Source organism: Synechococcus sp. OH20, from assembly GCF_047502685.1.
Lineage (GTDB): Bacteria > Cyanobacteriota > Cyanobacteriia > Thermostichales > Thermostichaceae > Thermostichus.
Genome location: NZ_JANSIQ010000043.1, coordinates 21,830 through 39,453 on the forward strand (window position 1 = coordinate 21,830; position 17,624 = coordinate 39,453).

General features: G+C 59.5%; 20 protein-coding genes and 1 riboswitch. Of the genes, 13 read left to right on the forward strand and 7 right to left on the reverse strand.

Translation table 11 applies throughout. The features are described 5' to 3' along the window. Positions 1-45 precede the first annotated feature (45 nt). The 3 genes from ndk to NW826_RS09700 form a co-directional block, all read right to left on the reverse strand. A complete protein-coding gene (ndk, locus tag NW826_RS09690; protein WP_414335826.1) occupies positions 46-495 on the reverse strand; it encodes a nucleoside-diphosphate kinase in 450 nt (149 codons plus the stop codon). A gap of 74 nt (positions 496-569) precedes the next feature. Beyond that, positions 570-1,229 (reverse strand): HupE/UreJ family protein, encoded by a 660-nt coding sequence (locus tag NW826_RS09695; protein WP_414510018.1) that lies wholly within the window; start codon positions 1,227-1,229, stop codon positions 570-572. Between the two features lie 72 nt (positions 1,230-1,301). After that, entirely contained in the window at positions 1,302-1,814 is a 513-nt protein-coding gene (locus NW826_RS09700) for a hypothetical protein (protein ID WP_414510019.1), read from the reverse strand. A 62-nt stretch (positions 1,815-1,876) separates the two neighbouring features. Here NW826_RS09700 and NW826_RS09705 point away from each other — a divergent pair, with 62 nt between their 5' ends. From NW826_RS09705 to NW826_RS09740, 8 genes are all read left to right on the forward strand, one after another. Then, positions 1,877-2,230 (forward strand): MGMT family protein, encoded by a 354-nt coding sequence (locus NW826_RS09705; RefSeq protein ID WP_414335821.1) that lies wholly within the window; start codon positions 1,877-1,879, stop codon positions 2,228-2,230. Between the two features lie 107 nt (positions 2,231-2,337). Next, positions 2,338-4,392 (forward strand): bifunctional metallophosphatase/5'-nucleotidase, encoded by a 2,055-nt coding sequence (locus tag NW826_RS09710; RefSeq protein ID WP_414510020.1) that lies wholly within the window; start codon positions 2,338-2,340, stop codon positions 4,390-4,392. 238 nt (positions 4,393-4,630) lie between these two features. After that, positions 4,631-5,182 carry a hypothetical protein gene (locus tag NW826_RS09715; protein WP_414510021.1) on the forward strand — a complete coding sequence of 184 codons (552 nt, stop codon included), beginning with the start codon at positions 4,631-4,633 and terminating at the stop codon, positions 5,180-5,182. 50 nt (positions 5,183-5,232) lie between these two features. Further along, on the forward strand, positions 5,233-5,697 hold the full coding sequence (locus tag NW826_RS09720) for a GUN4 domain-containing protein (RefSeq protein ID WP_414510022.1): 465 nt from the start codon (positions 5,233-5,235) through the stop codon (positions 5,695-5,697). A gap of 47 nt (positions 5,698-5,744) precedes the next feature. Beyond that, complete coding sequence (locus tag NW826_RS09725; protein ID WP_414510023.1) at positions 5,745-6,485, forward strand: DUF1995 family protein; 741 nt, start codon at positions 5,745-5,747, stop codon at positions 6,483-6,485. 651 nt (positions 6,486-7,136) lie between these two features. Then, positions 7,137-8,387 (forward strand): RNA-guided endonuclease InsQ/TnpB family protein, encoded by a 1,251-nt coding sequence (locus tag NW826_RS09730; protein WP_414510078.1) that lies wholly within the window; start codon positions 7,137-7,139, stop codon positions 8,385-8,387. A 21-nt stretch (positions 8,388-8,408) separates the two neighbouring features. Continuing rightward, positions 8,409-8,510, forward strand: a riboswitch (TPP riboswitch). 5 nt (positions 8,511-8,515) lie between these two features. Further along, positions 8,516-9,883: a phosphomethylpyrimidine synthase ThiC gene (thiC, locus tag NW826_RS09735; RefSeq protein ID WP_414337009.1), complete on the forward strand. Its 1,368-nt coding sequence runs from the start codon at positions 8,516-8,518 to the stop codon at positions 9,881-9,883. Positions 9,884-10,031: 148 nt separating this feature from the next. After that, on the forward strand, positions 10,032-10,418 hold the full coding sequence (locus NW826_RS09740) for a VOC family protein (protein WP_414510024.1): 387 nt from the start codon (positions 10,032-10,034) through the stop codon (positions 10,416-10,418). Between the two features lie 136 nt (positions 10,419-10,554). Here the strand turns inward: NW826_RS09740 and psbM are convergent, their stop codons facing one another. Together psbM and NW826_RS09750 are read right to left on the reverse strand one after the other, a co-directional pair. Beyond that, complete coding sequence (gene psbM, locus NW826_RS09745) at positions 10,555-10,662, reverse strand: photosystem II reaction center protein PsbM (RefSeq protein WP_414335083.1); 108 nt, start codon at positions 10,660-10,662, stop codon at positions 10,555-10,557. 78 nt (positions 10,663-10,740) lie between these two features. Next, on the reverse strand, positions 10,741-11,037 hold the full coding sequence (locus NW826_RS09750; protein ID WP_414335084.1) for a 2Fe-2S iron-sulfur cluster-binding protein: 297 nt from the start codon (positions 11,035-11,037) through the stop codon (positions 10,741-10,743). Between the two features lie 361 nt (positions 11,038-11,398). On the opposite strand from NW826_RS09750, the gene psbB reads away from it, so the two are divergent. From psbB to NW826_RS09765, 3 genes are all read left to right on the forward strand, one after another. Continuing rightward, positions 11,399-12,931 (forward strand): photosystem II chlorophyll-binding protein CP47, encoded by a 1,533-nt coding sequence (gene psbB, locus NW826_RS09755; RefSeq protein ID WP_414335085.1) that lies wholly within the window; start codon positions 11,399-11,401, stop codon positions 12,929-12,931. Between the two features lie 113 nt (positions 12,932-13,044). Further along, complete coding sequence (locus tag NW826_RS09760; RefSeq protein ID WP_011429542.1) at positions 13,045-13,143, forward strand: photosystem II reaction center protein T; 99 nt, start codon at positions 13,045-13,047, stop codon at positions 13,141-13,143. Positions 13,144-13,522: 379 nt separating this feature from the next. After that, positions 13,523-13,930, forward strand: coding sequence for a response regulator (locus NW826_RS09765; protein ID WP_414349025.1), 408 nt, complete (start codon positions 13,523-13,525; stop codon positions 13,928-13,930). Here the strand turns inward: NW826_RS09765 and purQ are convergent, their stop codons facing one another. Continuing rightward, positions 13,931-14,608: a phosphoribosylformylglycinamidine synthase subunit PurQ gene (gene purQ / locus NW826_RS09770; protein ID WP_414349026.1), complete on the reverse strand. Its 678-nt coding sequence runs from the start codon at positions 14,606-14,608 to the stop codon at positions 13,931-13,933. A 98-nt stretch (positions 14,609-14,706) separates the two neighbouring features. Here purQ and murD point away from each other — a divergent pair, with 98 nt between their 5' ends. Both murD and NW826_RS09780 read left to right on the forward strand, forming a co-directional pair. Then, positions 14,707-16,131 carry a UDP-N-acetylmuramoyl-L-alanine--D-glutamate ligase gene (gene murD, locus NW826_RS09775; protein ID WP_414510025.1) on the forward strand — a complete coding sequence of 475 codons (1,425 nt, stop codon included), beginning with the start codon at positions 14,707-14,709 and terminating at the stop codon, positions 16,129-16,131. Next, positions 16,076-17,200: an FtsW/RodA/SpoVE family cell cycle protein gene (locus tag NW826_RS09780; protein ID WP_414510026.1), complete on the forward strand. Its 1,125-nt coding sequence runs from the start codon at positions 16,076-16,078 to the stop codon at positions 17,198-17,200. Before murD ends, NW826_RS09780 begins: the two co-directional genes overlap by 56 nt. Before the next feature lie 128 nt (positions 17,201-17,328). Here NW826_RS09780 and NW826_RS09785 read toward each other — a convergent pair whose 3' ends face one another. Beyond that, positions 17,329-17,568, reverse strand: coding sequence for a hypothetical protein (locus NW826_RS09785; protein ID WP_414335090.1), 240 nt, complete (start codon positions 17,566-17,568; stop codon positions 17,329-17,331). Between the last annotated feature and the right edge of the window lie 56 nt (positions 17,569-17,624).

Genomic DNA, 17,624 nt, shown 5'->3' on the forward strand with positions numbered 1-17,624 from the left:
ACTAGGGATCGACGCGACGAGCCATTTTGCTGCCGCCGGCTATGCCTACTCGTAAATCCAGCTTTGGGTGGCGGGCGTCCAGCTTACCAGCTCGGATTCCTGGAACCAAAGGGCGATCTCCCGTTGGGCGGTCTCGGGGCCATCGGAGCCATGGACGAGGTTGCGGCCAATATCAATGCCAAAATCACCGCGGATGGTGCCCGGCTCGGCGTCCAAAGGGTTGGTCTTGCCAATGAGCTTGCGAGCGGCAGCAATCACCCCTTTGCCCTGCCAGACCATGGCCACCACCGGCCCTGAGGTGATGAACTTCACCAAACCGGGGAAGAAGGGGCGCTCCTTGTGTTCAGCGTAGTGGGCTTCCGCCAGCTCTTGGCTTACCTGCACCAGCTTTAGGCCCACCAATTGGTAGCCCCGGCTTTCCAGGCGCTGGATGATGGTGCCCACCAGACCCCGCTGCACGCCGTCTGGCTTAATGGCGATAAAGGTGCGCTCCATGGGATCTCCCCTTGTTGTTACTCATCTTCACCGTTATCCTTGTACCGGATTGGGGATCCCCAGTGCAAGGGTGTCTAGGAGCTCACCACCGCCAACGTTAGGAATATAGCCCCCACTATTGCAATCATCCAGCCGGCACTGCGGATTAAGCCAGGGATCCTCTCTGCCCAGGTTTCAGCCGCGCAGAGGGCAAGGAGCGCTACCCCATATTGAACGGTGCTCAACCCCAGCAGATAGCCCAGCCAGGGCATGGGTTCGGCACCGATGATCGCTTCGGCATAGGCATAGCCATGGAATAGCCCCGCCAGGGACCCCCACAGCAGCAAGAGCCAACTGGGGAGCTGCCGCGATTGAACCAGCAGCAGGCCAAAGAGAACGACAGAACAGGCAATGGCCAACTCGGTTAGCCCAAGGGGATCCCAGCCGGCCAGGTGGATCCCGGTGCCCACCAGACCGGCCAGCACAAAGCCCAGCGGGATCCCATAGCGCCAGGGCTGCCCTGCCGCAATGAGACCAATGGCCACCACAAAGGCCAGGTGATCTGGGCCGATCACCGGATGGGCCAGGCCCGACAAAAACCCCTCCCACCCTGTGGCCGGCAATCTCCCGCCCAGAGCGTGGTGGGCAAGAGCGGGCCCAGAGGTCAGCCAGGCGATCCCCGCCCCCAGGCCGATGGCCCAGCCACGGCCCACTGGAGCAGGCAAGGCCAAAGGTCGCTGCCACTGCCAAGACATGCTTTTTGCTCCCTCACGATTGAACCTATGCGAAGGGGTCTAAGCTTGCTGTACCCATTTCTTTTCTAGTCTTCAAAGGCGCTCGCTGTACCCTTGTAGATTCTCCGGCTCAAATTGGCGCAAAATCCGCGTTGCCTCGCGCAGGCGGGTTTCGTTCTCCTCTTCCAAAATGAGCACGTACTTGCCCGCATTGAGACAGTTGCGGTAGGCCAAAGCATCGCCGGAGCCGCTGGTCAGGCCTACTCCTCCCCCCACAAAAAAGCTGCCCATGGCCCCACCCAGGGCACCCAACAGGCCGCCGATTAGGTGGTTGCCCAGGGATCCCGCCCAGGCAAAGGTATCCAGGCCGCTGAGGACGCTGAACCCCACTCCCGCCAAAAAGCCAAAGGGCACCAGCCAAATGGCCAGGCGCTGCATCTGGCGGTGGGCTGCTTGGGCCGGATCGATGAGCCCAAATTCATCCGCCGTTTTGTAGCCTCGCCCCAGCAGGTGCAATCGCTCCAGAGGGAAGCCGGCTTGTTCCAGAGCGCTATAGGCCGCCTCGGCAGCCATGCGATCCGGCAGTACCGCAATGAGATAACTCATAGGAAGAGCTGCGCTTGTTATCAGCCAACTCCATTGTCTCCTGAGTTTGGGTAGGGATCCCTATGACACCGGCTTGCCCCACCGAGGCCCAATCCATCAGCCTCTACCAGCGCTTCTATGAAGTTGTGCGGCGGATCCCGCCGGGGCGAGTGGCCACCTATGGGCAGGTGGCGCGGCTTGCCGGCTATCCGGGGTATGCTCGCCAGGTGGGCTATGCCCTGTTTCGCCTGCAAGGCCAAAAAACCGACATCCCCTGGCAGCGGGTGATCAACGCCCAAGGGCGCATCTCCTACTCCCCTTTTCGCCTCGGCTACGACGACCTGCAAAAAGTCTTACTCCAAGCCGAAGGGATCCCCTTCGACGCCGAGGGCCGGGTGGACTTGCACCAGTTTGGCTGGGATCCGCGGCAAGCTTAACCTGAGCTTGACCCAATCTTAAACAAGCCATAGCGAAACCTCCCGCCCAGCCCTGGTAGCTTGAACGCGGATGCGTCTTGTCTCGTGGATGGAGTGAAGGAACTGTCATGAAATCAGCTTGTCGCGCTCGAGGGTTAGCCCCTGCCGAGGGAGGGTTTCCGGCTTGGCTGAACCCTCTGGCCAAGTCCCTGTGGGTTGGGCTGTGCTGTTTGGTGCTGGGCCTGGCCAGCGCCTGCGGTACCAGCAGTAGCTCAGTTCCTCCAGCCGGCGGAGGAGCGGGGTTTATCGCCTCGGATCCCAATGTCACCCTCTCCAGTCAACCGCCCGCCTTTACGCTGCAGATTTTGCACGCCAGCGACTTGGAAGCTTCCATTGCCGCCGTTCAGGATGCCCCCCGCTTCTCGGCGGTGGTGAATGCACTGCGGCCCCAATTTCCCAACACCGTGATCCTCTCCAGTGGCGACAACTACATTCCCAGCCCCTTCTACAACGCCAGCACGGATCCTTCCCTGCGAGGTCGGTATGACCGCACGCCTGGCAAAGCCGACATTGAAATCATCAACGCCATCGGTTTTGAGGCGTCTGCCTTTGGCAACCATGAATTTGACCAAGGCACGCGCCAAATTCGCGACCTGATCCGACCCGACAGCAGCCGCGGCTACGCGGGCGCCCGCTTTCCCTACTTGAGCGCCAACCTCAGCTTCAGCGGCACCGGCGAACTGGCCAGCTCTGACTTTGCTGCCGATGGCCAAGAGGCCAGCTCCATCCGCGGCAAGATCGTCAAGACGGCGGTGATCACGGTGGGAGGACAGCGGATTGGCTTGGTGGGTGCCACCACCACCCGCTTGGCCGCCATTTCCAGTCCCGGCCCTGAGGTGAGGGTGGAAGGCAGGGTGGACGACACCGACCAGGTGAACGCTGCCCTCATCCAGAATTTCGTCAACCAGCTCACTGGCCAGGGCATTAACAAGATCATCCTCCTGGCCCACCTGCAGCAGCTCCAAAACGAGGTAACCCTGGCCAGCCAACTGCGGGATGTCGATGTCATCATCGCCGGCGGCTCCCACCGTGTTATTGCCAAGCCCACCGACCGCCTCCGCCCTGAAGATGTGCGCACGGGCGATTACCCCATCCTGCGCACCTCAGCCAGTGGCCAGCCGGTGGCAGTGGTCAACACCGGCGCCAACTACCGCTACGTGGGCCGCTTGGTGGCCGGCTTCGACGCCAACGGGGTGATTGCCCGCATCGATCCGGTAAGCGGCGCCTATGCCACCGACGACCAAGGGGTGGCAGCCGTGCGCGGCACTCCCAACCCCGACGTGGTGCGGGTGGCCAACGAGATCGGCAACATCATCCGCACCAAGGATGGCCGCACCTTTGGCTCTACTACGCAATTCCTCAACGGCCTGCGGGCCGAGGTGCGCACCGAGGAAACCAACCTGGGCAACCTCACGGCTGATGCCAACTTGGCCTACGCCAAAACTGTCGATGCCACCACGGTTATCTCCCTGAAAAACGGGGGTGGCATTCGCGCTCCCATTGGGGCTACCACCGGCGGCGGCGGCGGCGAGCCGGTGCGGCGGATCCCTCCGGTGGCCAACCCCGATGCCGGCAAGCAGTCAGGCCAAGTTTCGCAACTGGATATCGAAACCTCCCTTGCCTTTAACAACGGCCTGTCGCTGGTGACCGTCACCGCCGAGGAGCTGAAGCAATTGATAGAACACGGGGTGGCGCAAAGCCAGCCAGGGGCCACGCCGGGCCGCTTCCCGCAGATTGGCGGCTTTGCCTTCAGCTTTGATCCGTCGCGACCACCGGGATCCCGCGTGATCTCTTTGCGGGTGGACACACCCACGGGCCGGGATGTGGTGGTGCGCAACGGCCAGTTGCAAGGGGATCCCCGCCGTACCTTCCGCCTGGTGACGCTGGACTTCTTGGCCAACGGTGGGGATGACTATCCCTTCCCGCGCCTGTCTAACCCCAACCGGGTGAACTTGGCCCCCAGCTCCGGCATCACTTTTGACACCCCCGGCAGCGAGCAGGATGCGCTGGCTCGCTACTTGCGGCAGATCGGCGTGTTCACCCAGGAGGATACCCCGGCTGCGCAAGATACCCGCATCCAGAACCTCTCGGTGCGCCAGGATACGGTGCTGCAAGGCCTCTAGTCTGGGCTGTTGCCGAGCCCGCCGCCCCTCTCCTTGCTGGGGGAGGGGTTGGCGTTTGTCGGGAGCAAGACCTTGGACTTTTGGGAAAGGATGTTGCCAAGTGGATCAGAAAGGATCGCTGGTAATTTAGGGATCCCTTTTGGGTTGTCCGGAAAACTTGATCCCTGAGACCGTTGTTTTTTGGGCAGTGTTGACGGATTTTGGTCAAGGATTGGAACTACGCTACTATCGAGCGAAATTGACTTTCCCTCCCTTCGCCATTATGACCCTGGAAACGTTTTTCACCCAGCTCAACGCCAACGGCTTGACGATTGCCATCCTGCTCTTTGCGGCTCCTTGGTTGGTTTGGGTTCTCTGCGACTGGATCCCAGGGCAGTGGGAAGAGCCTATGCTGCTCAGCTTGAACATTGGCCTAGCAACAGTCAGCGTCATCCTCTGGGCTGGCTATTTGGCCTATGCCACCAACACGGCTGGCTGGCAGGCGGTGGTGAAGCAGGCGGATATGTTTCTGCTGCTGGTGCCTCCCTACTATTTCCTTAGCTCCATCTGGGTGGCACGGCAGCGCATGCCGCTCTCGCGGGTGCCGGCTTTCCGCACCTTGCAAGGGATCGGCCTCTTGGCGGCAGTCTATCTCATTTTTTCTTGGCTCAGCCGCCGGGTCTATGTTGTCTTTTTTTCCTACATGCCCTTCTCAGCCTTCTTGTGGATCCTGGCGGGGTTGCTAGGGGTGGCCTATCTTGGCTATCGCATCGTCTTTGGGAACCCGCCCAAGTATCCTCCTGAACCCTGAGTGGGCCGCCAACAGGGACTAGAATTCGAAAGAAACCTTTTGCAACGGCAATGGTGACAGTCCCTCTGATTTCAGCCCTGGACATTGACTATCGGCCTCTCCAGGAGTTGCTGGCGGCGGGAGCCTGGCTGGAAGCGGATCGGCTGAGCCTGCAATTGCTGTGCCGGGCAGCGGGAGAGGGGGCGGCGCGGCGGGGCTGGCTGTACTTTTCCGAAGTGAGCCGGATCCCGGCAGAGGATCTGCGCACCATCGATCGCCTGTGGCGGGCGGCCTCCGGGGATCGCTTCGGCTACTCGGTGCAGCGGCAGCTCTGGCTGGGGGTGAATCGCAACTGGGAGCGCCTCTGGCCGCTGATTGGCTGGAAACAAGGCTACCACTGGACCCGCTACCCCAACGAGTTCACTTGGGATCTGTCTGCCCCCAAAGGTCACCTGCCCCTTTCCAACCAACTGCGGGGGGTGCGGGTTCTGGAAGAACTGCTCACCCACAGGGCTTGGGAAGACTTGTCCGGCTGAGCGTCTGTTGCAATCTTGTTATCTGATGGATCTGATGGGATGAGACTGTGGCTGAACAACTGCAACTGACTCAGTTTCCCCACCTGCCCGGCGATCTGGCCCAAGCCTGCGAGCAGGCCATCCAGGCCACACGCCTGGCTATCCAGGCGGGGTATCGCCGCCTGCTCATCGAGATCCTCGCCCCCGACATCAAGCCGGAAGTCTTAGCCCGTCCGTTCTTGGAGCTGCTGCAGCCACCGGCTTTGGTGTTGTTCAGCGATGCCGGCGGAGCAGCCCTGGCCCAGCGGGAGTGGGGATCCCTTCCTGACGGGATGCAACTGCAAAGCCTGACCGCCCGCACGCAGCCTACACCAGACCAGAGCGTCCTGTTTGTAATGCCAGCAGTCTACAGCCTGGATCAGGTGGAGCGGGTCTGCCAGGTGGTGAGCGGCGGCGATCCTTCTGGGCTGGCTGCCAAAGGCCGGGATCCCAAGCCCGTCGTTCTCCTCAACCCACAACTTCAGGATGCCGCCGCAGTGGGGGTGGGGCTGGCCGGGCGCCGGCTGCGGCAACGCTTCCTGAGCACCTTTGAGACCAGTTACTACCTGCGCTCGCTGCTGGAAGGAGCCCTGTTTCGCGCCTACCCGGATCCCTGGAGCCTGTGGCAGCAGGAAGAGCCCGGCCTCTACAGCGTCCTCCAGACCTTTAGGGCTCGACCCAGCGGCGAAGAAGTGGCCGAGCTGTTTAGGGCCACCAGGAGAGGGGATCCCTGGTGGAGCTGGCGGCGCTGGCTGGGCGGGATCCCCTGATCGACCCGCAGCTTCAAGAAAAGGAGAATATCAAGACAACGTTTTATTGTTGGCCGCCTTCCCCGCTGCCGAACTGCTATCGGAGCGGATGAAATACACAGAACCATCTCCGATCCAGAAACTCTGCGGAGATGTTTTGTCTAGCCTTTTTATCGAGTAGGCGTTGACCGATGCTATCGCCTATGAGTTAGGAATCCAATTTGAAGGCGAAGACTCTTTTGTTGTCAATCAAGAGAGACTTAGAGATAGAGTTGCCCACCAAATCTACGTTCACGACAACTGATTTTCCTACATTAAATTCGTAGAGGACGATCTCCTAAGCAAGATTGTCGGTTGTGTGGATCCCACAGTTGGACGAACAAAGCATCTTTTCGGATCCTTTTTTCAGAAAGTCTTGGGTCAAGGCACGGTGGCTATTGAAGAGGGGGAAGCTCGTTTGAGAGAGAGACAAGCAACTTCTTGACGAGTTCCTCTCTCTCTAGGAGAGGGGTTGGGGCTAAGGGTGGCGGCAAGAAGCGACCGGAAACCGCCTTAAACTATTCTGAAACGACCCCAAAGCTCCTGCCTTGCTTCAGCTAGAAACCGCAGGAGCCCCGCCCTGTACCCGTAGGGTCAGGGGCGGGAGCAATGCGGACGACGGATAATCGTGACATGGCCCAAGTCCTGACTATCTCCTGCAAGCTCAAGGTGTCTGCTTCGCAAGCCGTGAAGCTAGAGGCAACCTTGTCGGCTTTTGCACAAGCACTCCTCGCGCCAGCGGGCCGTAGGCCTTACTGGGTCAACCAAAACACACCAGAGAAGGTGGTCAACCCAGTCAAGCTTCAATCGCTCTGCTACCGCGCAATTCGTACCCGCTTTGGGCTCTCCAGCAATAAGGACTCCGTCCCGCTAGCGCGAGTGGCACAACAGGTGTGCAGAAGGCTGGCCGCTGCCCGCAAGGTTGCCCGGCAAAAGAATCGTCCGGTCAAAGCCTTCAAGGGGGGTTTTGTTACCTACGATGCCCGCATCTTTTCTTTTCGGGAAAAAGACTGGACGGTGTCGCTGACCACCGTTGAGGGACGCGAACGCTTTGAGCTGGATATAAGTAACTACCAGTGCGGCATGCTGGCGGGTTCTCATCCCAAAGCGGCCACGTTGGTCAAACGCCAAGACGGTTCTTACTACATCCAGATTTGCGTGGAGCACGACCCACCGGAGCCACAAGACACCACCGAGGCGATTGGTGTGGACTTGGGTAGGAGAGATATTGCCCATACTTCTGAGGGGGACAACTGGAATGGACAGCAGCTGAATAAGGTGAGGGATCACTACTCCCGGTTGAGGGCGGCTCTGCAACGCAAGGCCAGTAAGGGCACACGCAGCACTCGGCGTCGATGCCGGGAGCTGTTGCAACGGCTGTCTGGTCGGGAGAGACGCTTTCAAGCTTGGGTGAACCATCGCATCTCCAAGTCCATTGTTGCTAGGGCACTGGCCACCCACCGTTTTATTGCCTTGGAAGACCTGACCGGGATCCGGGAGCGTACCAACCAACAGCCACGCAGCAAGACGGAGCGGCGGCGGGCGAACAGTGAGGCCTACGGCCCGCTAGCGCGAGGGGCGTTCTACCAGTTGCGGCAGTTTGTGCACTACAAGGCCGCCAGAGCAGGGGTGAAGGTTGTGGTGGTGCCGCCTGCCTACAGCTCGCAGACCTGCCACCGGTGTTTGTGGCTTGGGCAACGGGAAGGGAAGCATTTTCGTTGTGTGAACCCGGCCTGTGGTTGGGAAGGGGATGCAGATTTGAACGGTGCCAACATTGCCCTTTTGGGGGTCGCTGTAAACCGGCCCAGAGGCCCGTGGTTGGCTTGCCAACTGCAGGGCTACGGAAAGCCCGCTCCGTACCGCTTAGCGGTCGGAGTCAGGTAGTTTACTTTCGGTGATAGAATCACAGCACGCTAGGAGTGTCTGGGGGTTTTGCCCCAGGCTGAGATTACATCCTCAGAACCTGATCTGGGTCATACCAGCGTAGGAAAGCGAGCACTGGAGTTGACACCATGCGCAGCGAATGGGTTGCCCGCCGGCGTGGGCAAGCAAATGTAACGCAAATGCACTTTGCCCGGCAGGGCGTGATTACAGAAGAGATGGACTACGTGGCTCGGCGGGAAAATCTGCCACCGGAGCTGATCCGCTCAGAGGTGGCGCGGGGCCGCATGATCATCCCTGCCAATATTCATCACACCAACCTAGAGCCGATGTGCATCGGGATCGCCTCCCGCTGCAAAGTCAATGCCAACATCGGCGCTTCCCCCACTTCCTCTGGGTTGGCCGAGGAGCTGGAAAAGCTGAAATTGGCCATCAAATACGGCGCCGATACCGTTATGGATCTGTCCACCGGCGGTGGCGACTTGGACGAAATTCGCACGGCCATTATCCAAGCTTCTCCGGTGCCCATTGGCACGGTGCCGATCTACCAGGCCCTGGAAAGTGTGCATGGCCATGTCGAAAAACTCTCGGCAGAGGATATCTTGCACATCATCGAAAAGCAGGCCCAGCAGGGGGTGGACTACATGACCATCCATGCCGGGATCCTGATCCAACACTTGCCGTTGGTGCGCAACCGTCTAACCGGAATTGTCTCTCGCGGAGGCGGGATCCTGGCCCGTTGGATGTTGGCCCACCACAAGCAAAACCCGCTCTACACCCACTTCCGCGACATCATCGAGATTTTCAAGAAATACGATGTCTCTTTTAGTCTGGGAGATTCCTTGCGGCCCGGATGTCTGCACGATGCTTCTGACGAGGCCCAGATGGCGGAGTTGAAAACCCTGGGCCAGTTGACCCGCCTGGCCTGGGAACACGATGTGCAGGTGATGGTGGAAGGGCCTGGGCACGTGCCGATGGATCAAATTGAGTTTAACGTGCGCAAGCAAATGGAGGAGTGCGACGAGGCTCCTTTCTACGTTTTGGGGCCGCTGGTAACCGATATTGCCGCCGGCTATGACCACATCAGCTCTGCCATTGGGGCGGCCTTGGCCGGCTGGTACGGGGCAGCGATGCTCTGCTACGTAACCCCCAAAGAACACCTGGGCTTGCCCAATGCCGAGGATGTGCGCAACGGCCTCATTGCCTACAAAATTGCCGCCCACGCTGCCGATATTGCCCGCCACCGTCCTGGGGCCAGGGATCGCGATGACGAAATGTCCAGAGCCCGCTACAACTTCGACTGGAACCGACAATTTGAGTTGTCTTTAGATCCAGAGCGGGCGCGCGAATATCACGACGAAACCTTGCCGGCAGATATCTACAAAACGGCGGAGTTTTGCTCGATGTGCGGGCCGAAGTTCTGCCCCATGCAAACCAAAATGGATGCAGAAGCTTTGAGCGAGCTAGAACGATTCCTGGCCACCCAGCCAACAGCCTAAGCGTTGGACTGGCCTTGGCTTGACATGAGGTTGAAATTGATTGGATCCCATCTCTGCTCGCTGGGGAGTGGAGAGGGAATCCTCCCCCAAGCTATGCTGGATTACAGGAGAACCCTTGCAGTTGGCTCCATTGAGCAGAGAGAGAACCATGGCACTTAGGCAACTCGGGCATGTCGCCATCCGGGTAGAAGACATCCCCAAGGCAGTGGAGTTCTACCAAAAGCTGGGCATGGTCAACGTCTGGCAGGATCCCGACTGGGCCTACATGAAAGCCGGAGACGATGGGCTGGCGCTGTTGGGGCCGGGCTACCGGGCAGCAGGGCCGCACTTTGGCTTTGTCTTCAGCACCATGGAGGAGCTCCAGCAAGAGCACCAGCGCCTGAAATCCCAAGGCATTCGGGTAGGAGAAATCCACAGCCATCGGGATGGCACTGCCTCTTTCTACGGTAAGGATCCCTACGGCAACCTGTTTGAATTTTTGTATGAGCCTGCAGGAACATTTGACCAAGCTAGGGCGGCTCAGGCAACAGGTTGACCGGGCCGGTTGAGGCCGTTAACCTGCGTACCTTTGGTTCGTCCGGCTTGCAAGAGCAAAGGGATCCTCCCTGTCGAGAGGATCCCCTTTTTGTCTGGCCTTGGGCACGCCATTTGCCCGATTTGAGCCAGTAGGGTCAACCGCCAGATCTGCTAGAGGTTTGCACGTACAAAATCACCAGGAAGATGGCGGGCACCAAAACGACCAAGAGAGTGGCCAAGATGCCCAGGTAATTCGTCTCCATAGCTCCAACCGCCACAAGCCTAACTGGCAGTCAGCATACCACTCTTTAGGTACGGCTTGCCCAAAGAGAAAATGGGCGTTAGGGCTTCGTTTTGACGGCAATATCCCCCAGCACTTTGGTCTGGCAGGCGAGGCGGTAGCTATCCGGTTTGCGCTTGAGCTTGCGGTTTTCTGCCTCGGTGCGAGGGGAGAGGTTCTCGGATCCCTCGACGATCTCCACCACGCAGGTGCCACATTGACCGTTGCCGCCGCAGTTGAGCAGCTTGGCCATCATCTTGTAGAGGTCGATCTGATTCTCTAGCGCCTTCAAGCGCAGGTTAGCGCCTTCCGCGACGACGACCTCTCGATTCTCGTTGACAAAGCGAATCGTTGCCATATCTTTGCCAGAAACCACGACACTTTCAGACTGAGCCAGGGAAGTACCGGCGTTTGCTAAGTATTGTTACATTTTAAGTCATATTTTTAATCTCCGGCGAGAGATCTGGGAAGATGATGCCAAATAAGACGGCATTCTGGCTGAAGCCGCTCAGGTCGGTAGCGTTTCGTTATACTGTTTGATGCCCGTGATAAAAATTCTGAGAGCGATATCCCCCTTGGGTGCGCTCGTTGGCTCAAGCGGGTGCGGCACTCCTCGACCCTGAAGAAACTGCTCAGGTCAGGATCCCAGGTGAAGATGTCGGCTTAATGGTTTGACTGGATATTGCGTAAGTGTTGGAGAACGTGGAGGACCGAGCTTTATGGGACTACCGTGGTATCGGGTCCATACGGTTGTACTGAATGACCCAGGTCGCCTGATTGCGGTGCATCTGATGCATACCGCTCTGGTAGCAGGTTGGGCCGGATCGATGGCGCTTTACGAGACGGCCATTTTTGATCCATCGGATCCTGTCCTGAATCCGATGTGGCGTCAGGGCATGTTTGTCATGCCATTCATGGTTCGCCTGGGGGTGGTCAACTCCTGGGGCGGCTGGAATATCTACGGCGAGAGCGTGGCCAATACGGGCTTTTGGACGTTTGAAGGGGTAGCCACTGCCCATATTGTTTTGTCCGGATTGCTCTTCTTGGCTGCCTGCTGGCATTGGGTTTACTGGGATCTGGAGCTGTTCCGGGATCCCCGTACCGGCGAGCCGGCCTTGGACTTGCCGAAAATGTTTGGGATCCACCTGCTCTTGGCGGGGATCCTCTGCTTTGGGTTTGGCGCGTTTCACCTGACGGGGGTGTTTGGCCCAGGGATGTGGGTGAGCGATCCCTATGCGACGACAGGGCACGTCCAGCCAGTAGCACCCGAATGGGGGCCAGCCGGGTTTAACCCCTACAACGCTGGGGGTGTGGTGGCCCACCACATTGCTGCTGGCATTGTCGGCATTATTGCCGGCTTGTTTCACCTGACGGTACGCCCACCCCAGCGCCTCTATCGCGCTCTGCGGATGGGGAACATCGAGACGGTGCTGTCCAGCTCAATTGCCGCGGTGTTTTTTGCTGGTTTTGTGGTGGCCGGGACGATGTGGTATGGCAGTGCCACGACTCCTGTGGAGCTATTTGGCCCTACTCGCTACCAATGGGATTCTGGCTATTTCAACCAGGAGATTAACCGGCGGGTGAATGCGGCTATGGAAGCCGGGATGACCCGCAGTGAGGCCTACGATTCTCTGCCCAAGTCGCTGCTCTTCTACGATTACGTGGGTAACAGCCCGGCCAAGGGGGGCCTGTTCCGGGCCGGTCCCATGAACAAGGGAGACGGCATTGCCATCGAGTGGCTGGGCTACCCGGTGTTCCGGGATCGCGAAGGGCGAGAGCTGACGGTGCAGCGCATGCCCAACTTCTTCGAGACCTTCCCGGTCATCTTGCGGGATGCCGATGGCGTGGTGCGGGCGGACATTCCCTTCCGCCGGGCCGAGTCGCGCTACAGCTTTGAGCAGGTGGGCGTGACCGTGGAGTTCTACGGCGGCAAACTGGACGGCCAGGTGTTTACCGACCCGGCAACCGTTAAGAAGTATGCCCGCCAAGCCCAATTGGGTCAGCTCTTCGAGTTCGACCGAGAAACCCCCAAAGCCGACGGCACCTTCCACACCAGTCCCCGCGGTTGGTTTACCTTTGCCCATGCGGTCTTTGCGCTGCTGTTCTTCTTCGGCCACATCTGGCACGGCGCCCGCACCCTCTTCCGGGATGTGTTTGCCGGTATTGACCCGAACATGAGCGAGGAAATGGTGGAATTCGGTGTCTTCCAAAAAGTGGGGGATCCCACCACGCGCAAGGTGCAAGAAGCGTAAGGCTTTCTCGCGGGATGACCGTCGGCACTCTGTTTCTCTGGAGAGATGGGGTGCTGGCGGCTCCAAGCTAATCTGGAATTAAGCCCCCTTAGAATTTTGATTTGGAGGTCGGTATGGAAGCCATCACCTACACCTTTATTCTGTTTTTGACCTTGGGCCTTCTGTTTTTTGCCGTCGCCTTTCGCGAAACTCCTAGGATTCAGAAGAAGTAATCTGCGCTAGGGGCTGCTGTTGTCGGCTTGCCGAGAGCGTTAGCCGATTGAGGCGGCCCAAAGAGACGGCAGTTGTACCCCGTACAAGGCCGGAAAAATCCCCGGCCTTGTTCTGTTTTCAGATGGCGCTCGGTTCCAGGCTGGTAGAGTATCCCACAGGCAAACCAGCAAAGCTGTTTTCAAAACGGTAGCTGTCCTCTCCTGCTGGCAGAGGGGGTAGCTGCTGGTGCTGCTTTATTGAGATTGCTATCAGTATCTTAGAGGGGGAGCCCTTGGCCCACTGCTCAAATAGGATCGCTAGAATTGCTTCGGGATGGTTTCCAGAACTATGGGGATTGCCGGGGCTTGAGTTCGCAACTAAGTCAACTTTAGGTTAGCGATGGCAACAGTGCTGCTGGTGGAAGACGATCCAATTAACGCCCGCGTTTTCGACAAAGTGTTGCGGCGGCGAGGCGGGTTTGAGGTCTTTCACAGCCAGGATGTGGAGGAAATCCTACGGCTGGCGCAGGCGCGCGAGGTGGACGTGATTTTGCTGGATGTCTCCCTCTCTCAAAGCACCTTTCGCGGCGAGGCAGTAGACGGGATCCGCATTGCCCAACTGCTGAAGGGGGATCCCAAAAGCCGCTCCATTCCCATCATTTTGGTGACGGCCCACGCCATGCGCGGCGACCGCGAGGCCTTTTTGGCCCAGAGCGGGGCCGATGGCTACATCGCCAAGCCGGTGGTGGATCATGAGGAGATGGTGAACCAAGTGCGCCAGGTGTTGTTGCAGGCCCAGCAGTTCTAGTCAACTGGCAAGACTGGTTACGATGGACTGCCAAAAAGGGATCCCATCCTGCCCTGGCAAATCGGGATCTGCCGCCCGCTCCGGGTGGGGCATCAGGCCGAGGATGCGACCGCTGGGATCGCAAATGCCGGCAATGTTATCCACCGAGCCGTTGGGCGCGACCGGAGCATAGCGAAAGACGATCTGCCCCCTGTCTTGCAACTGCTTGAGGGTGTCGGCATCGCAGGTGTAGCGGCCTTCTCCATGGGCAATGGGCAGGGTCAGGGTGGCTCCGCCGGGGTAAGCCCTTGTCCACAGGAGATCCTGCCGTTCCACGCGGATCCCCACCCGGTCGCAGATAAAGTGCAGGTTGGCGTTGCGCACCAGCGCCCCCGGCAGCAGGCCGGCTTCTGTCAAGATCTGGAAGCCGTTGCAAATGCCCAAGACATAGCCCCCCCGCGCCACATGCTCGGCCAGGGATCCCATCACCGGCGCAAAGCGGGCGATGGCCCCGCAACGCAAATAATCCCCGTAGCTGAAGCCCCCCGGCAGCACCACCACATCCAGCCCTGACAAATCCGTCTCCCGGTGCCAGATCAACCGCGTTGGGCAGCCGCAAAGGCTGCGGGCCACCCAGGCTACGTCTCGGTCGCAATTAGACCCGGGAAAAACAACAATGCCAAACCTCACGCCGGCCATCGAGATCCCTTGAGAAAGCGTTATGTGAGAGAGAAGAAGAGGGTGGTGGATGTAGCCATTGTAAGATCCAGACCTAGGGGGATGATGGGGAAACCGACGTGGGCCATCAGGTTTTGGGGCTGGGTATTGCGGGGCTGGCGGCAGCGCGACTGTTGCGGGCCCAAGGGTATGAAGTGCTGGTTTGGGATGAGCAAGAGTCCCCTCTCCTGCGGCAGCGGCAGGCCGAGTTGAGCCAGGAAGGGATCCCCGTTCGGCTGGGGGAGCCTTTTCAACTGGCAACAGGAGTGGAGCAGGTGGTGGTCAGTCCGGGCATTGCCTGGGATCACCCGCTGCTGCAGGCGGCGCGTCAACAGGGGATCGAGGTGGTGGGGGAAGCGGAGCTGGCCTGGCGCTACCTTGAGCACCTGCCTTGGGTGGGGATCACCGGCACCAACGGCAAAAGCACCACCACGGCGCTGGTGGCGGAGATGTTCAAAGCCGCGGGGCTAGAAGGGATCCCCTGCGGCAATATCGGCCTTCCCCTCTCTCAGGTGGCTTTGGAAACGCTCCAGGGAAAGCTAGAGCCGGATTGGATCGTGGCGGAGCTGAGCAGCTATCAGTTGGAAGCCAGCAGCCGCCTCATGAGCAGTACGCCTGGGGGGCCGCCGCGCATTGGGGTGTGGACCACCTTCACTCCCGATCACTTGGAACGGCACGGGACGCTGGAGCGCTATGCCGGCTTCAAGGCTCGCCTCTTGGATCGGGCCCAGTGGCGGGTCGTGAATGGCGAGGATCCCTACCTGTGCCGCCGCCGACAGGACTGGGAAAACACCTATTGGATTTCCCTTGTTACTGGACAACGGGATCCCACTGCATTCGTTGACCTGCGGGAAAGCTGCCTCTATATCCAGGGGGAAGCGGTGGCGGAGTTGGGAGACTTTGCAGAACGCTGCCCCGGCCAACACAATCTGCAAAACCTGCTCTTGGCGGCAGCAGCAGCGCGTCTGGCCGGGATCCCCAACGCCGCCATTCAAAAAGCCATCCGATCCTTTGCCGGCATGCCCCATCGGCTGGAGCGGGTGGCGCAAATCCAGATGGGATCCACCCTCATCCGCTTTGTCAACGACAGCAAGGCCACCAACTACGAGGCCGGCTGGGTGGCGCTCAACGCCCTCCCCCCACCCATTGTTTTGATTGCCGGGGGAAGGGCCAAGCAGGGGGATCCCGCCGCCTGGCTGCAGTTGATTCGGGCCAAGGTGGCGCGGGTGCTGCTGATGGGAGAGGCTGGCCCCACTCTGGCCGAAGCCCTCAAGGGGATCCACTATACTGACGTTGAGCTCGTGCCAACCCTAGATATAGCGGTGGAAAGGGCCTTGGCAGCGGCCTGTTCCCTCTCGCGTCAGCGGGACGGAGCCCCTGCTCAACCCATCACCGTTTTGCTGTCCCCCGCCTGTGCCAGTTTCGACCAGTACCCCAGCTTTGAACACCGTGGCAACCATTTCCGAGCCTGCTGCCAAGCCCTCCAGGGATCCCTGGAATGCTGAAGCTCGCTGGCTGCGCTGGCTCACCCTGGTCTGGCTGGCTCTGGGGCTGATGATGCTGTTTTCTGCTTCCTACCCCGTGGCTCAGCGGATCAGTGGCGATGGCCTCTACTTTTTCAGGCGCCAATTGGTCTGGGCCGGGCTGGGGCTGAGTTGCTTTTCGGCTCTGGTGCGGATCCCCTTGCGGCGCTGGTTCCCCTGGGCCGGGCTCCTCTGCTTGGTGGGAGTTGGCTTGGTGTGGGCCACCCAAGTGCCGGGGCTGGGGGTTTCCCGCCTGGAGGCCAGCCGCTGGCTGGACTTAAAGGTGATCCCGATTATCCAGCCTTCCGAATTGCTCAAGCCCCTGTTGGTGTTGCAGGGAGCCTGGGTCTTTGGCCGCTGGTTTCACCACCCGCTCTGGTTCCGCGTCTTGTGGGTGGGCATCTTCGCCTTTGCCCTCTTGGGGATCCTCGCCCAGCCCAACCTGGGCACCACGGCCATTTGTGGCCTTACCCTCTGGGTCATGGCTTGGGCTGCCGGGATCCCAGCTTTCTCCCTTCTGGCCACAGCGGGGCTGGGGATTCTGGCAACCGTGGCCAGCATTCTCAGCAAAGACTACCAACGGCGGCGCATCCTGGCTTTTTTGGATCCCTGGGGCAATGCCCAAGGGGATGGCTACCAGTTGGTGCAAAGCCTGTTGGCCATTGGCTCTGGCGGCCTGTGGGGCAAGGGGTATGGCCTTTCCCAGCAAAAGCTGTTTTATCTGCCCATCCAATACACCGACTTCATCTTCTCGGTGTACGCAGAGGAGTTCGGCTTGGCCGGATCCCTGTTCTTTCTGGGGCTACTGACCTTCTATACCCTGCTGGGCTGGCGGGTGATGGGTCGCTGCCGAGAGTTGCCCATTCGCCTGGTAGCCTGCGGCTGCCTGATGTTTTTGGTGGGGCAGTCGCTAATGAATATCGGCGTGGTCACCGGGATCCTGCCCACCACAGGTGTGCCCCTGCCTTTGTTCAGCCATGGCGGCAGCTCTATTTTGGCAGGGCTGATCACAGCAGGATTGTTGGTGCGGGCAGCCCGCGAAGCAGGATGAAGGGATCCCTTCACCTAAGCCGCAAGCCCAGATGGGCAGGGAGCTCTATTTGAGATTTCCTAGTGGTTGATCTCTGCTTTAGTCCGGTTTCTCAATGCAGCACAACCCAAAGCCGATTGATACTGAGCCTAAATCCAGCCCATCTCATCCAAAACAAGGGTAAATACGGTCGCGCAACAGGCCACCCACAGCGACACATGAGCCGGCTGACCGTGGGCAATGCAAACACCGGCTGCCACTACAGCGCCCGCAGCAGCAGAAAAGGTGCGGCCTGCCCAATTGCCTTTAGAGGGCTTATCAGAAGAATTGAATTTGTTAAACATTTTTACAGCGGAAAGAGGATACAAAAGGAACACATCCCACAGCAAACTGCCTCAGATTATCACCCTCTAGCTCGACTCAAGAAGGATCCAAGGCCATTCTC

What these genes read in the sequence shown, in the direction of transcription:
- NW826_RS09720 (WP_414510022.1), top strand. Translation starts at nt 5,233, where the DNA reads ATGGTGACAGTCCCTCTGATTTCAGCCCTGGACATTGACTATCGGCCT.
- NW826_RS09695 (WP_414510018.1), bottom strand. Translation starts at nt 1,229, where the DNA reads ATGTCTTGGCAGTGGCAGCGACCTTTGGCCTTGCCTGCTCCAGTGGGC.
- thiC (WP_414337009.1), top strand. Translation starts at nt 8,516, where the DNA reads ATGCGCAGCGAATGGGTTGCCCGCCGGCGTGGGCAAGCAAATGTAACG.
- psbM (WP_414335083.1), bottom strand. Translation starts at nt 10,662, where the DNA reads ATGGAGACGAATTACCTGGGCATCTTGGCCACTCTCTTGGTCGTTTTG.
- psbB (WP_414335085.1), top strand. Translation starts at nt 11,399, where the DNA reads ATGGGACTACCGTGGTATCGGGTCCATACGGTTGTACTGAATGACCCA.
- NW826_RS09740 (WP_414510024.1), top strand. Translation starts at nt 10,032, where the DNA reads ATGGCACTTAGGCAACTCGGGCATGTCGCCATCCGGGTAGAAGACATC.
- NW826_RS09760 (WP_011429542.1), top strand. Translation starts at nt 13,045, where the DNA reads ATGGAAGCCATCACCTACACCTTTATTCTGTTTTTGACCTTGGGCCTT.
- NW826_RS09765 (WP_414349025.1), top strand. Translation starts at nt 13,523, where the DNA reads ATGGCAACAGTGCTGCTGGTGGAAGACGATCCAATTAACGCCCGCGTT.
- NW826_RS09705 (WP_414335821.1), top strand. Translation starts at nt 1,877, where the DNA reads ATGACACCGGCTTGCCCCACCGAGGCCCAATCCATCAGCCTCTACCAG.
- NW826_RS09710 (WP_414510020.1), top strand. Translation starts at nt 2,338, where the DNA reads ATGAAATCAGCTTGTCGCGCTCGAGGGTTAGCCCCTGCCGAGGGAGGG.
- NW826_RS09700 (WP_414510019.1), bottom strand. Translation starts at nt 1,814, where the DNA reads ATGAGTTATCTCATTGCGGTACTGCCGGATCGCATGGCTGCCGAGGCG.
- ndk (WP_414335826.1), bottom strand. Translation starts at nt 495, where the DNA reads ATGGAGCGCACCTTTATCGCCATTAAGCCAGACGGCGTGCAGCGGGGT.
- purQ (WP_414349026.1), bottom strand. Translation starts at nt 14,608, where the DNA reads ATGGCCGGCGTGAGGTTTGGCATTGTTGTTTTTCCCGGGTCTAATTGC.
- NW826_RS09750 (WP_414335084.1), bottom strand. Translation starts at nt 11,037, where the DNA reads ATGGCAACGATTCGCTTTGTCAACGAGAATCGAGAGGTCGTCGTCGCG.
- NW826_RS09730 (WP_414510078.1), top strand. Translation starts at nt 7,137, where the DNA reads ATGGCCCAAGTCCTGACTATCTCCTGCAAGCTCAAGGTGTCTGCTTCG.